This window comes from uncultured Sphingomonas sp. (assembly GCF_964243315.1).
Classification (GTDB): Bacteria; Pseudomonadota; Alphaproteobacteria; order Sphingomonadales; family Sphingomonadaceae; genus Sphingomonas.
Genome location: NZ_CAXTEM010000070.1, coordinates 1 through 11,945 on the forward strand (window position 1 = coordinate 1; position 11,945 = coordinate 11,945).

The following is an 11,945-nucleotide window of genomic DNA, read 5'->3' on the forward strand; positions in this document are numbered from 1 at the left end:
GTCGGCGGCGATCCATTCGGGATCGTTGACCGCGTCGGCGACGACGACGATCTCGGACGGGCCGGCGACCATGTCGATGCCGACGACGCCGTAGACCTGGCGCTTGGCCTCCGCGACCCAGGCGTTGCCGGGGCCGGTGATGACGTCGACCGGCGCGATCCGGCCGGCACCGTAAGCAAGCGCGGCGATCGCCTGCGCGCCGCCGATGCGCCAGACCTCGTCGACGCCGGCGAGATGCGCGGCGGCGAGGACGAGCTGGCTGATCGCGCCGCCGGGGGTGGGCGTGACCATCACCAGCCGCTCGACCCCTGCGACTTTGGCGGGGATCGCGTTCATCAGCAGCGACGACGGGTAGGCCGCGCGGCCGCCGGGGACGTAGATGCCGGCGGCGTCGACCGCACGCCAGCGGGCGCCGAGGCGGACCCCGGCGGCGTCGGTGAAGGCGCTGTCTTCGGGGCGCTGCTTCTCGTGATAGGCGCGGATGCGGGTGGCGGCGAGTTCAAGCGCGGCGCGAAGGTCCGGGTCGAGCGCGGCGAAGGCGGCGGCACAGGTTTCGGCGGGGATCGCCCAGCCGGTCTGGTCGAGATCGTGGCGGTCGAGGTCGCGGGTCAGCGCGCGGATGCCGGCTTCGCCTTCGTCGCGGACGCGGCGGATGATTGCGGCGACATCGCGGGCGACGTCGGTGTCGGTCTCGCGGCGGTCTTCCACCAGCGCGGTGAAGGCGGCGGCAAAGTCTGGGTGGGTGGTGGTGAGTTTGATCACATCCCCCTCCCGCTTGCGGGAGGGCTTAGGGGAGGGGCTGTCCGCGAGTCATGCAGATGCGTTAGACCCACAGGCCCTCCCCCGACCCCTCCCGCGAGCGGGAGGGGGGAAGAAGGCGAAGCCGACGACATAGTAGCAGCGCGCCTGAACGCCTCGACCAGCGGCACGACTTCGGCGCGGGTCTTCATCGCGGCGCGGTTCACCGCGAGGCGGCTGGTTACCTCCGCAATCACCTCGACCTCGACCAGGCCGTTTTCCTTCAGCGTCCGGCCCGACGAGACCAGATCGACGATCCGCGGCGCGAGGCCCAGCGTCGGGGCGAGTTCCATCGCGCCGTTGAGCTTGACGCATTCGGCCTGCACCCCGCGCGCGGCGAAATGCGCGGCGGTGACGTGGGGGTATTTGGTGGCGACGCGGACGTGGCTCCAGCCGCGGGGGTCATCGGTTGCGGCCATGTCGGCGGGCTCGGCGACCGACAGGCGGCAATGGCCGATGCCGAGGTCGACCGGCGCGTAAAGTTCGGAATAGGCGAATTCGGCGAGCACGTCCGACCCGACGATGCCGAGCTGCGCGGCACCGTGCGCGACGAAGGTGGCGACGTCGAACGCGCGCACCCTGATCAGCTCGATGCCGGGATCGTCGGTCGCGAAGCGCAGCGCGCGGCTGTCCTCGTCCGAAAACGCGGCCTCGGGGTGGATCCCGGCCGCGGCGAGCAGGGGCAATGCCTCGGCGAGGATGCGCCCTTTTGGGACGGCGATGATGATCGGTCGGGTCATAGGAGCCGGGGCTTTACTTGGGCGCTCGGGTGGGCGCAACACGGGCCGACGGCGGTAGTCGACGGGGGTATGAGGCGATGGCGAGCGAGACCGATAACCGCGCGGCGTTCACGATCCAGGCGGGCTATTGCCGTGCGATGGGCGCGCCGGTGACGACGCGGATCTCGGACGCGCTGGCGACCGCGCTGGACCGCGACTCCGCAACCGGGCGCGCGGTGCTGGACTGGGCGGGCGAGCCGGTGGCGGATGCGCTGGCGTTGCGGCTGATCGGCGGGCTGCATGCGCTGCACCGTGCGGGCGCTGACGCGGCGCTCTCGCGGGTGTTCGCGGGGCAGGTGACCTGGCCGGGTGAGGTCGCGGCGGTGCTGAAGGATGCGCTGGTGCGGCACGATGCGGCACTGCTGCCGTGGCTGGACGGGCCGCCGCAGACCAACGAGGCCGGGCGATCGGCGGGGCTGATGACGGGGTTGCTGCATCCGTGCGCGCGGTTCGGGCCGCGGGTGGAGCTGCTGGAGATCGGATCTAGCGCGGGGCTGAACCTGTTGATCGATCGCTATCGGTTCGATCTGGGCGGGGTCACGGCCGGGCCCGTTGATGCGACGGTAACGATCCGGCCCGAGTGGCGCGGGGTGGCGCCTCCAGCCGCTCCGGTCGAGATCGTCGGGGTGCGCGGGGTCGATATCGCGCCGGTCGACGTCACCGACCCAGTGCAGGCGGCGCGGCTGGAGGCGTATGTGTGGGTCGACAATGTCGAGCGCCAGGCTCGGTTGGCGCAGACGATCGCGCTGGTGCGCGAGCACGGCGTTTCGCTGGCGGCAGGGGATGCGGCGGACTGGATCGAGGCGCGGCTCGCCGAGCCGCAGGCGGCGGGGGTGACGCGGGTGCTGATGCACTCGGTGGTGTGGCAGTATATCCCGGCCGAGCGCCGCGAGCGGATCCGGGTGGCGATGGACGCGGCGGGCGCGCGGGCGACGGCGGAGCGGCCGCTCGGCTGGGTGATGATGGAGCCGAACCGCGACCTCCACCGCCACGAGGTGCGGGTGCGGGGGTGGCCGGGCGAACGGCCGATGGAGCTGGTAGCTTTGACCCATGCGCATGGCGCGTGGGTGGAGGGGCAGGCGGCGCCGTACGAGACGCGGGATTATGTCATGCGGCGGGGGGCTTATGAGGGGTGAGGGAGATCAGTAGCACCATGTGTCCCCGCGAAGGCGGGGACCCAGTACTGGGCTCCCGCCTTCGCGGGAGCACAAAAGGGTTGCGAGGAGCGCGTGGCAAACAGCGTATCCACTCGACGAGATAGAACCCGACGCGATCCGGTGTCGCTGTTTGGCGTCGTTAGCGGGACCCCGGATCAAGTCCGGGGTGACGGAGGAAGGCCTAAACTCCCCAGTCGCGCATCGCCTTGACCACCGCCGCGGGGTTCTCCCACGGCACGAAATGCCCCGCATCGACCTTCTCGATGCGCAGGTCGGGGACATAATCCTCCAGCCCCGCGAGCTGGCTCGGCAGCAGCGCCTTGTCGCCCAAGCCCCAGATCACGAGCGTTGGCTGGGTGATCGGGGGGAACGAGCCGTCGAGCCAGATTGGGCGATCGGGGGTTTCGTTCATCGCGGGGACGATGATCGGGCTGGCGCGATACCAGTTGAGCATCGCGGTCATCGCGCCGGGTTGTTCCCATTGGTCGAGATAGACCGGCTTCTCGTCGGCGATCTTCTCGAAGTCGGTGTGCTTCATGAAGCTGCCGTCGAAGAAGGCGGACATGCCGATGCTGGCGATGTGCGCTTCGATATTCGGGTTGCGGAAGGCGGTGATGTACTGGCTGGCCTCGCGCTGGGCGATGTCGTCGAACAGCGTCTTCTGGAAGACGAAGGGATGGGGCGCGTTGACGATGACGAGCCGTGCGACGCGGTGCGGGTTCTGCAGCGCGGCCATCCACGCGATCGCGCCGCCCCAGTCGTGGCCGACCAGGGTGAAGCGATCGATGCCGAAGTTATCGGCGAGCGCGAGCAGGTCCGCGACCATGTGGTCGGGGGTGTAGCTTTCGACGCCTTCGGGCTTGGAGGAGCGGGCGAAGCCGCGCTGGTCGGGCGCGAGGACGAAATGGTCGCGCGCGAGGTCGGGTATGACGTGGCGCCAGGTGCGGTGCGATTCCGGGAAGCCGTGGAGCAGGATTATGGCGTCGTCGCCCTCGCCGGCGACCGCAACGTCGAGGTCGACGCCGGTGGACAGGGCGACGCGGTGGATACCGAAAGCTTCCATGATGTTCCCCTCCCGCTTGCGGGAGGGGCTAGGGGAGGGCCTGTCCGTCTCGCAGCGTTGTTCTGCGTGACATGCCCTCCCCCAGCCCCTCCCGCAAGGCGGGAGGGGAGTAGTTACGGATAGCTTACGGTGTTCGGCATCTCGGGAATCGGGATCCATTCCTGTTCGTCGCCGGGCACGCGGGGGAAGTTGCCGGCCATCCAGGCGCGCTTGGCTTCGTTGATGCGATCGCGGCTGGAGCTGACGAAGTTCCACCAGACGTGGCGCGGGGTGGCGAAGGCGTCGCCGCCGCACAGCATCGCGCGGCCGCCGCTTGCCGAGCGCAGGGTGGCGGCGATGCCGGGACGGAGCACGTAGAGCACCATCGGTTCGAGCGGCACGCCTTCCAGCGTGGCCTCGCCCATCGCGAGGTAGACCGCGCGTTCCTCCGCGGCGGCGTCGATCGGTACGCTGGCGCCGGGTTCCAGCACGATGTCGGCGTAGATCGTGCCGGCGTAGGTCGTGGTCGGCGCGGTGCGGCCCCAGAGCGAGCCCATGATGATCCGGGCGGTCACGCCCTCCGCCTGCAGCATCGGCAGGTCGGCCTTGGCGACATGTTCGAAGGCGGGATCGATCTCCTCCTGCGCCTCGGGCAGCGCGAGCCAGGTCTGGATGCCCGACAGGTCAGGCCCCGCGGCGCGCTCGTCGCCGGGCGAGCGTTCGGAATGGACGATGCCGTGGCCCGCGGTCATCAGATTGACCGCGCCGGGCTCGATCCGCTGGCGGGTGCCGAGCGAGTCGCGATGGTCGATCGCGCCGTCGAACAGGTAGGTGACGGTCGCGAGGTTGATGTGCGGATGCGGGCGGACGTCGATGCCGCCGCCCTGGGGCAGGTGCGCCGGGCCCATCTGGTCGAAGAACAGGAACGGACCGACCATCGTCCGCGCCTTGCTGGGGAGGGTGCGGTGGACCTTGAAGCCGCCGAGGTCGTGGGTGACCGGGGTGATCGTCTGGAGAACGAAGTCATCGAGCATGAAGCGGGTCCGTCTGGGCGAGTAAGGTAGCGAGATCAGCGGGATAATAGGTTTCTTCGAACGCGGCCAGTTGATCGCGAGCGAACCACTGCCAGCCGTCGAGCACGCGCTTTTCGAGATCGGTCAGCCCGCCGGGGACGACCTCGCACGCGTCGACGTCGACGCGGAAGTAGCGCTCGTCGGCGGTGACCTCCACGCCTTCGAAGGTAAGGAAATCGACGGTGCGTTGCGCGACCTCCGGGCCGCAATCGAGATCGAGGCCGACTTCCTCCCACAACTCGCGGCGGGCGGCGGCGGCGAAGCTCTCGCCGGGATCGACCGCGCCGCCGGGGGTGCACCAGAGCGGCGGGCGATCGGTGGGGGTGAAGCGGAACAGCAGCACGCGTCCCGCGGCATCGACCAGCAGGATGCGCGCAGCGGGCCGGAGACGGCGCGTCATTCGCCGGGCGCGGCGGCGCGGATCGCGAGCGCGTGGATGCGGGTGGCGAGCAGGTCGGCGAGGGCGTGGTTGACGAGCCGCTGACGTGCGACGCGGGAAAGCCCTGAAAAGGCGGTGCTTTCGATGTCGACGCGAAAATGGGTCTCGCCGGTGCCGTCGTCGCCCATGTGCCCGGCATGCATCGCGCTTTCGTTGGCGACGACGAGGTGGGACGGGGCGAGCGCATCGGTGAGTCGGGCGGTGATTTGTTCGGCGACGGGGCCGGTGGCGAGGTCGTTCATCGACCCTATATAGCCCGTTTTGGCAAATGCGGGGAGCCGGTGGCCGGGACGAACGACAAACGCGAGAAACCTTCGCCGCGCTTTCATGGGCGCGTGGCGGGAACGGGACGCGCGTGCATGGAGCCAGGCTGCGAAGAGGCCGGCGAATTTCGCGCGCCGCCGCTGGAGGGCGCGAGCGATTCGCCGGGGCCGCCGCCGTTCCGCTGGTTCTGCCTCGATCATGTGCGGGCGTTCAATTCGCGGTATAATTTCTTTGACGGGATGACAGCGGACGAGATCCACCACGCGCAACGCCCGCTCGCGGGGTGGGAACGCGAGACGCGTGCGTTCGCGCATGCCGGGGGCGACAAGCCGCCAAAATGGAGCGACTTCTCGGACCCGCTCGATGCGATCGCAGCGCGCTTCCGCCGCGAGGTCGCGCCCGAACGCAACGACGGCAAGCCGCTGTCGGGGCAGGACCGCGCGAGCCTGAAGGTGCTGGGCCTGGCAGCGGACGCGGACCGCGGCGCGCTCAGGAAGCGCTATTCGGAGCTGGTGCGGAAGTATCACCCGGACCGCAACGGCGGCGACCGGAGCCACGAGGCGATGCTGCAGAAGGTGATCGCGGCGTATCAGCAACTGCGGCAGGCGCCCGCCTTCGTTTGAGGGGGCGCTCGTAGGAAGCTCGTCTCGTCCCGACGTCCAGCCGAGTCTTCCTTCCCTCGTCAGGCGTCGAGGATCGGGGCGAAGCCGCCATAGATCATGCGCTTGCCGTCGAAGGGCATGTCTTCGGGCGGGGTCTTCATGCGGTCGTCCGCCATGACGGCCGCCCAGCCGGTGTCGCGTGCCGCCTTGGAGGGCCATTCCACCCAGGAGAAGACGGTGGTTTCGTCGGTCTCCGCCTGCACCGCGCGTTTACAGTCGGTGATGGTGCCGTCGGGCACGTCGCTGCCCCACGCTTCGACGACCCGGGTGGCGCCGTGGTCCTGGAACACGATCGCGGCATGTTCCGCTATCGCGCGGTACGCGTCGCGACGATCGTGGCGGACGGGGACGAGGAAGCCGTCGGCATAGCCCATCGCGCCGCCGGCGCCGGCCTCGACGATCGACTCGAACCCCGCATAGATCATCCGCTTGCCGTCGAACGGCATCGAACCCGCGATCGCCTCGAGCCGGGGATCGCTCATCAGCTTTTCGTTGGCGGCATCGCGCGCGGCCTTGTCCGGATATTCCACCCAGGAGAACACCACGACCTCGCTCGCCTCCGCCTGCACGGCGCGGCGGAAGTCGGTGAGCTTGCCGTCGGGGACGTCGTCGCCCCAGGCCTCGACCATCCGGGTGGCGCCATATTCCTTGAAGAGCGGCAACGCGTCGCGCGCGTGCTGGAGGTACGCGTTCTTGTTCGCCGCGGGCACTGCGGCGACGAAGCCGTCGACATAGGTCATGATCGTTGCTCTCCTGCTGGCGGCTCAGGCGGCCGCTTGATCGGTGTAGACGGCGAGGTGGTCGGCCATCGCCTTGCGGTGCGCGGGGCGGGCTTCGCCGCGGGCGACATAGGCGGCGAGGATCGGCCAGGTGTCGAGCACGCCCGTCCCGCGCAGGCCGCCGAGGACCGACACCATCATCAGGTCGCCGACCGTGAAATCGTCGCCGTCGAGCCAAGTCCGGTCGCCGAGCGCGGCGGCGAGATCGTGGAGGCGGGCGTCGAGATCCTCGATCACCTTGGGACGCCGCATCGCCGACCAGGCGCGGTCCGCCTCGAACACGTCGTTGACGGCGAGGCTCATCACGAACGGCTCGACCGAGTTGAGGGCGGCGATCAGCCACTGCACGGCGCGGATCTTCGCGGCGGGGTCGGCGGGGATCAACGCACCACCGGTCTCGCAGATGTGCAGCGCGATCGCGCCCGATTCGAAGATCTCGACGTCGGCGTCCGAATAGGTCGGGACCTGCCCGAAGGGCTGGAAGCGGCGGTGCGCGGGGGATTTCGCATAGGGTGCGTCGATCAGGTCGACGGCATAGGCCTGTCCGACCTCTTCGAACGCCCAGCGCGCGCGGAGATCGCGGACGAAGCCGCGCGCGAACGGCGGGACCCAGGCGAAGGTGGTGATGCGCGGAAGATCGGACATGCTCGTCTCCGTTTGCTCAGGGGTTCAGCCTAGGGATAGGCGGCGCGAACCGCGATCAGCACCGCGGTCAGGGCGAAGGCGGCGAACGCCGCGACAAGATCGCGCCGGATCCGCACCACGATCAGGCGGCTTCGGCTGCGGGAGACGCCGCGAAGGCGGCGAGCGCGGCGTCGACGTCCATGTACATCGGTTCGAAGACATGGCCGTCGAGATCCTCGAAGGCGCGACCGTACATGTAGCCGTGATCCTGCCTGTCGCGGGTCTCGCGACCCCCGCCGGCGATCGCCGCCTCGGTGATGCGGTCGACCCCCGCGCGATCGTCGAACGAGAGGCACAGCAGCGCGGCGCTGGTCGCATGGGTGTCGGCGATCTGCTTGGTCGTGAAAGTGCGGTAGAAATCATGCGCGAGGATCATGATCGTGATCGTGTCCGACCATGCCATCGCGGACGCGTGTTCGTTGCTGAAGCGGGCGTCACGCTCGAACCCTAGCGCGGCGTAGAAGGCGGTGGAGGCTGCCACATCGGCGACCGGCAGGTTCACGAAGATCATCTTCGGCATCGGGAAACACTCCTATTCCGACTCGTCATTTGCAATCGATGCCCCGGATAGTTATCTAAAGCAACTATGAAGTTAGAAAATGTGACCAAGCGTTGGTATGACGATGCGTGCGGAACTGCGCTGGCGCTCGAGCTGGTGGGAGAGCGCTGGGCGTTGCTGGTGGTGCGCGAGCTGATGTACGGGCCGCGGCGGTTCGGCGAGATCAAGGCGAACCTCGTCGGGATCAGCGCCAATGTGCTGACGCAGCGGCTCGAAGGACTGGAGCGCGCCGGCATTCTGGTGCGGCGCAGGCTGCCGCCGCCGGCGTCGGTGCAGGTGTACGAGCTGACCCCCTGGGGACTGGAAAGCGAGCCGATCTTCCAAGAGATGGGGCGGTGGGCGACGCGATCGCCGGCGCACGATCCGATGCTGCCGCTGTCCCCGGCGTCGGCGATGATGTCGCTGCGGACGATGATCGCGGCCGAACGGGAGGACCTCACGCTGACGATCGCGTTCCGCTTCGCCACCGATGCGTTCGTGGCGCGGCTGACACGCGAGGCGCTGGAGATCGAGCGGGGCGAGGTGGATGCCGCCGATCTGGTGTTCGCGTGCGATCCGACGACCTTGGTGCGTATGGTCTACGGAAAATGGCCTATCGCGGAGGCCGAGGCGGCGGGGGTGCTGCGCTTCACGGGCGATCGGGCGCTCGCGGCGCGGTTCATCGCGCTATTCGCGCTCCCTGCGAAGATCGCACCTGCGGTGAATGGTTGAGTAAGGACCGAAGGTTCGCCTAATGCGTTCGACGAACATGAGGCCCAGATGACCGATATCCCGAATACCCAACCCGACAGCCGCGAGACCACGTTGCTCGACGCCCCCGACAAGATGGTGAAGGTCCGCGACGTGTTCGGGCTCGACCTCGACATGGAGGTGCCGGCGTTCAGCGAGGCGGACGAACGCGTGCCCGATCTCGATCCGGCCTATGTGTTCGACGCGGACACCACCCTGGCGGTGCTAGCGGGGTTCGCGCACAATCGCCGGGTGATGGTCCAGGGCTATCACGGCACCGGCAAGTCGACGCACATCGAACAGGTCGCGGCGCGGCTCAACTGGCCGTGCATCCGGATCAATCTCGATGCGCACATCAGCCGCATCGACCTGGTCGGGCGCGACGCGATCGTGCTGAAGGACGGCCAGCAGGTCACCGAGTTCCGCGAAGGGCTGCTACCGTGGGCTTTGCAGACCCCGACCGCGTTGGTGTTCGACGAATATGACGCCGGGCGTCCCGATGTGATGTTCGTGATCCAGCGCGTGCTGGAGACCGAGGGAAAGCTGACGCTGCTCGACCAGAACCGCGTGATCCGCCCCAACCCGTGGTTCCGGCTGTTCGCGACCGCCAACACGGTGGGGCTAGGCGACACCAGCGGACTGTATCATGGCACCCAGCAGATCAACCAGGGCCAGATGGACCGCTGGAACATCGTGGTCACGCTCAACTATCTGCCCGCGGCGGTCGAGGCGCAGATCGTGCTCGCCAAGTCGGGCGAATATGACAAGCCCGACGGCAAGAAGGTGGTCGAGCAGATGGTCCGCGTCGCCGACATGACGCGCAAGGGCTTCGTCAACGGCGACATCTCGACGGTGATGAGCCCGCGCACGGTGATCACCTGGGCGCAGAACGCGCTGATCTTCGGCGATGTCGGCTTCGCGTTCCGGTTGAGCTTCCTCAACAAGTGCGACGAGGCGGAGCGGCCGCTGGTCGCGGAATACTACCAGCGCGTGTTCGGGAAGGATCTGCCGGAGAGCGTGGTGGGGAAGGCTTGAAGCTGGCGCATCTAATGCCCGGTGACTAGATCGAGATGATGACGAAGGCCGACGCCCTTGCCCGCCTGCGCGCCTGCGAACCCGAGCTGCGCCAGCTCGGGATCATTCAATTGTCGATTTTCGGATCGACCGCGCGCGGCGAGCAGCGTTCGGAGTCGGATGTCGATCTGGTTGCGATCTTGGATTATGACCAGGTGGAAAAGCTCGGGCCGTTCGGGTTCTTCGGCATTGAGGATCAGATCGCCGCAATGCTGGGCACCAAGGTCGATCTTGTGACCGAACCGACCCGCAAACCGCGGCTACAGGCAGAAATCGATCGCGACCGCGTTCATGTATTCTGATCGCGTTCGGCTGTCGCTTGCCGACATCGTCGATGACGCCGACCGGGTCACGTCGTTCATCGACGGAATGGATGTCGAAATGTTTACGAACGATGAGCGTACCTTGCTAGCCGTCGAGCGGCTGTTCCAGCGGATCACCGAGGCAGTCATCCAGATCGGACCAGACGACATGGCACGGATCGGGACGGACCTCCCCGTCAAGAACATACGCGATTTCGGCAATCGCCTCCGGCACGATTATCGTAACATCGATCCGGCGCTGTTGCTGCGTACCGCTCAGACGAGCTTGCCCGTGCTTCGGCAAGCCGCTGCCCGCGCATTGGAAAACTGATGGCGAACGAAACACCTCTCGACCGGTTCAAGGCCGTTCTCGCCGGCACGGCGCGCGCGATCGCGGAGGAGCCGGAGGTCGAACTCGCCTATACCGCGGATGCACCGGTGCAGTCGGGCAAGCATATCAAGGTGCCGATGCCGGCGCGACAACTGCCCGTCGACCAGGTCGCCGAGGCGCGCGGCTTTGCGGATGGGTTCGCGCTGCGGATGCGGCTCCACGACACCGCGCTCCACGCCAGGGGCGCACCGGGCGAGGCCGTCGCGCGGGCGGTGTTCGATGCGGTCGAGACCGCGCGGGTGGAGGCACTGGGATCGCGTGGTTTCGCGGGGATCACCGGCAATCTGGCGAGTGCGCTCGACGTGCGGTTGCGCTCCGATCCGATCACGCGGGCGCGGACTCGCGAAGAGGTGCCGCTGTCGACCGCGCTGGCGCTGCTGGTCCGCGAGAAGCTGACCGGCGTGGTGCCGCCGGTCGCGGCGGAGGGGGGGATCGCGCTGGTCAGGGGCTGGATCGAGGAGAAGACCGACCTCGACGCCCTGAGCCTCGCGCTCGACGATCAGCGCGCGTTCCAGAGCCTTGCCATGAAGATGCTCGAGCAGCTCGACCTCGTCGAGGGCGATCGAGTCCCCGAGGACAGCGAGGATGACGGCGGCGAGGAAGAGGGTACCGACCAGGAAAGCCAGGAGGACGAGAGCGACGACGGCGACCAGGATGGCGGCGAGGGCGAGGGCGAAGTCGAGGCGCGCGGCGAACAGCGCGAGGCCGAGAACGACGAAGGCGAAGGGCAGGAGCAGGGCGAGAGCGAGCTCGACGACATGGACGGCGAGCCCGGCGACGATGGCGAGGAGGGGATGCAGCCGGTCCGCCCCAACCGCCCGTTCGCCGATCTGAACGCGCAGTTCGACTACAAGGCATGGACGACCCAGTTCGACGAGGTCGTCGCCGCGACCGAGCTGTGCGACGCCGACGAGTTGGCGCGGCTGCGCGGCTACCTCGACCAGCAGCTGGTGCATCTGCAATCGGCGGTGTCGAAGCTCGCCAACCGGCTGCAGCGGCGGTTGATGGCGCAGCAGTCGCGGTCGTGGGATTTCGACCAGGACGAAGGCATGCTCGATGCGGCGCGATTGGCGCGGGTGGTGGTGAACCCGACCCAGTCGCTCAGCTACAAGATCGAGCGCGAGACCGACTTCCGCGACACGGTGGTAACGCTGCTGATCGACAATTCGGGATCGATGCGCGGGCGTCCGATCTCGATCGCGGCGATCTCCGC

General features: G+C 68.1%; 16 protein-coding genes and 1 pseudogene. 7 read left to right on the top strand and 10 right to left on the bottom strand.

What is annotated here, in order from left to right; genetic code table 11:
• Together hisD and hisG are read right to left on the bottom strand one after the other, a co-directional pair.
• Positions 1–762 (bottom strand): histidinol dehydrogenase (hisD, locus tag ACFE77_RS14425; RefSeq protein ID WP_375422345.1); only part of this gene is annotated, 762 nt, incomplete at its 3' end.
• Positions 759–1,538 (bottom strand): ATP phosphoribosyltransferase, encoded by a 780-nt coding sequence (gene hisG, locus ACFE77_RS14430; RefSeq protein WP_375422346.1) that lies wholly within the window; start codon positions 1,536–1,538, stop codon positions 759–761. The genes hisD and hisG, both read right to left, overlap by 4 nt.
• A gap of 77 nt (positions 1,539–1,615) precedes the next feature.
• On the opposite strand from hisG, the gene ACFE77_RS14435 reads away from it, so the two are divergent.
• Positions 1,616–2,713: a DUF2332 domain-containing protein gene (locus ACFE77_RS14435; RefSeq protein WP_375422347.1), complete on the top strand. Its 1,098-nt coding sequence runs from the start codon at positions 1,616–1,618 to the stop codon at positions 2,711–2,713.
• A gap of 202 nt (positions 2,714–2,915) precedes the next feature.
• Here ACFE77_RS14435 and ACFE77_RS14440 read toward each other — a convergent pair whose 3' ends face one another.
• The 4 genes from ACFE77_RS14440 to ACFE77_RS14455 form a co-directional block, all read right to left on the bottom strand.
• Entirely contained in the window at positions 2,916–3,797 is an 882-nt protein-coding gene (locus tag ACFE77_RS14440; protein ID WP_375422348.1) for an alpha/beta fold hydrolase, read from the bottom strand.
• 113 nt (positions 3,798–3,910) lie between these two features.
• Entirely contained in the window at positions 3,911–4,810 is a 900-nt protein-coding gene (locus tag ACFE77_RS14445) for a pirin family protein (protein ID WP_375422349.1), read from the bottom strand.
• Positions 4,800–5,249 carry an NUDIX hydrolase gene (locus ACFE77_RS14450; protein ID WP_375422350.1) on the bottom strand — a complete coding sequence of 150 codons (450 nt, stop codon included), beginning with the start codon at positions 5,247–5,249 and terminating at the stop codon, positions 4,800–4,802. The genes ACFE77_RS14445 and ACFE77_RS14450 overlap by 11 nt, the downstream gene beginning before the upstream one ends.
• On the bottom strand, positions 5,246–5,530 hold the full coding sequence (locus tag ACFE77_RS14455; RefSeq protein WP_375422351.1) for a BolA family protein: 285 nt from the start codon (positions 5,528–5,530) through the stop codon (positions 5,246–5,248). Before ACFE77_RS14455 ends, ACFE77_RS14450 begins: the two co-directional genes overlap by 4 nt.
• A 117-nt stretch (positions 5,531–5,647) precedes the next feature.
• Here ACFE77_RS14455 and ACFE77_RS14460 point away from each other — a divergent pair, with 117 nt between their 5' ends.
• Positions 5,648–6,175: a J domain-containing protein gene (locus ACFE77_RS14460; protein WP_375422352.1), complete on the top strand. Its 528-nt coding sequence runs from the start codon at positions 5,648–5,650 to the stop codon at positions 6,173–6,175.
• Positions 6,176–6,234: 59 nt separating this feature from the next.
• Here ACFE77_RS14460 and ACFE77_RS14465 read toward each other — a convergent pair whose 3' ends face one another.
• The 4 genes and pseudogenes from ACFE77_RS14465 to ACFE77_RS14480 all read right to left on the bottom strand — a co-directional run bounded on the left by ACFE77_RS14465 (position 6,235) and on the right by ACFE77_RS14480 (position 8,197).
• Positions 6,235–6,588 (bottom strand): DUF1428 domain-containing protein, encoded by a 354-nt coding sequence (locus ACFE77_RS14465; RefSeq protein ID WP_375422360.1) that lies wholly within the window; start codon positions 6,586–6,588, stop codon positions 6,235–6,237.
• A gap of 18 nt (positions 6,589–6,606) precedes the next feature.
• Positions 6,607–6,954, bottom strand: a pseudogene (locus tag ACFE77_RS14470) (DUF1428 domain-containing protein); the annotation flags it as partial.
• Between the two features lie 24 nt (positions 6,955–6,978).
• On the bottom strand, positions 6,979–7,638 hold the full coding sequence (locus tag ACFE77_RS14475; protein WP_375422353.1) for a glutathione S-transferase family protein: 660 nt from the start codon (positions 7,636–7,638) through the stop codon (positions 6,979–6,981).
• Between the two features lie 121 nt (positions 7,639–7,759).
• Positions 7,760–8,197, bottom strand: a complete 438-nt coding sequence (locus ACFE77_RS14480; RefSeq protein ID WP_375422354.1) for a VOC family protein — start codon at positions 8,195–8,197, stop codon at positions 7,760–7,762.
• An 81-nt stretch (positions 8,198–8,278) separates the two neighbouring features.
• Between ACFE77_RS14480 and ACFE77_RS14485 the strand changes: the two genes are divergently transcribed.
• From ACFE77_RS14485 to ACFE77_RS14505, 5 genes are all read left to right on the top strand, one after another.
• Positions 8,279–8,947, top strand: a complete 669-nt coding sequence (locus ACFE77_RS14485; protein WP_375422355.1) for a winged helix-turn-helix transcriptional regulator — start codon at positions 8,279–8,281, stop codon at positions 8,945–8,947.
• Between the two features lie 48 nt (positions 8,948–8,995).
• Complete coding sequence (gene cobS / locus ACFE77_RS14490) at positions 8,996–10,000, top strand: cobaltochelatase subunit CobS (RefSeq protein ID WP_375422356.1); 1,005 nt, start codon at positions 8,996–8,998, stop codon at positions 9,998–10,000.
• Positions 10,001–10,038: 38 nt separating this feature from the next.
• Positions 10,039–10,341: a nucleotidyltransferase family protein gene (locus ACFE77_RS14495; RefSeq protein WP_375422357.1), complete on the top strand. Its 303-nt coding sequence runs from the start codon at positions 10,039–10,041 to the stop codon at positions 10,339–10,341.
• The gene (locus ACFE77_RS14500; RefSeq protein WP_375422358.1) at positions 10,331–10,672 is read left to right on the top strand and encodes a DUF86 domain-containing protein; all 342 of its coding nucleotides are present in this window, start codon (positions 10,331–10,333) and stop codon (positions 10,670–10,672) included. The genes ACFE77_RS14495 and ACFE77_RS14500 overlap by 11 nt, the downstream gene beginning before the upstream one ends.
• Positions 10,672–11,945, top strand: a 1,274-nt coding sequence (locus ACFE77_RS14505) for a cobaltochelatase subunit CobT (protein WP_375422359.1), incomplete at its 3' end; no start/stop codon positions are given. The genes ACFE77_RS14500 and ACFE77_RS14505, both read left to right, overlap by 1 nt.

Bases quoted from the DNA above. Each gene is read 5' to 3' on its own strand.
- hisG (WP_375422346.1), bottom strand. From the start codon at position 1,538: ATGACCCGACCGATCATCATCGCCGTCCCAAAAGGGCGCATCCTCGCC.
- ACFE77_RS14435 (WP_375422347.1), top strand. From the start codon at position 1,616: ATGGCGAGCGAGACCGATAACCGCGCGGCGTTCACGATCCAGGCGGGC.
- ACFE77_RS14440 (WP_375422348.1), bottom strand. From the start codon at position 3,797: ATGGAAGCTTTCGGTATCCACCGCGTCGCCCTGTCCACCGGCGTCGAC.
- ACFE77_RS14445 (WP_375422349.1), bottom strand. From the start codon at position 4,810: ATGCTCGATGACTTCGTTCTCCAGACGATCACCCCGGTCACCCACGAC.
- ACFE77_RS14450 (WP_375422350.1), bottom strand. From the start codon at position 5,249: ATGACGCGCCGTCTCCGGCCCGCTGCGCGCATCCTGCTGGTCGATGCC.
- ACFE77_RS14455 (WP_375422351.1), bottom strand. From the start codon at position 5,530: ATGAACGACCTCGCCACCGGCCCCGTCGCCGAACAAATCACCGCCCGA.
- ACFE77_RS14460 (WP_375422352.1), top strand. From the start codon at position 5,648: ATGGAGCCAGGCTGCGAAGAGGCCGGCGAATTTCGCGCGCCGCCGCTG.
- ACFE77_RS14465 (WP_375422360.1), bottom strand. From the start codon at position 6,588: ATGGGCTATGCCGACGGCTTCCTCGTCCCCGTCCGCCACGATCGTCGC.
- ACFE77_RS14475 (WP_375422353.1), bottom strand. From the start codon at position 7,638: ATGTCCGATCTTCCGCGCATCACCACCTTCGCCTGGGTCCCGCCGTTC.
- ACFE77_RS14480 (WP_375422354.1), bottom strand. From the start codon at position 8,197: ATGCCGAAGATGATCTTCGTGAACCTGCCGGTCGCCGATGTGGCAGCC.
- cobS (WP_375422356.1), top strand. From the start codon at position 8,996: ATGACCGATATCCCGAATACCCAACCCGACAGCCGCGAGACCACGTTG.
- ACFE77_RS14495 (WP_375422357.1), top strand. From the start codon at position 10,039: ATGACGAAGGCCGACGCCCTTGCCCGCCTGCGCGCCTGCGAACCCGAG.
- ACFE77_RS14500 (WP_375422358.1), top strand. From the start codon at position 10,331: ATGTATTCTGATCGCGTTCGGCTGTCGCTTGCCGACATCGTCGATGAC.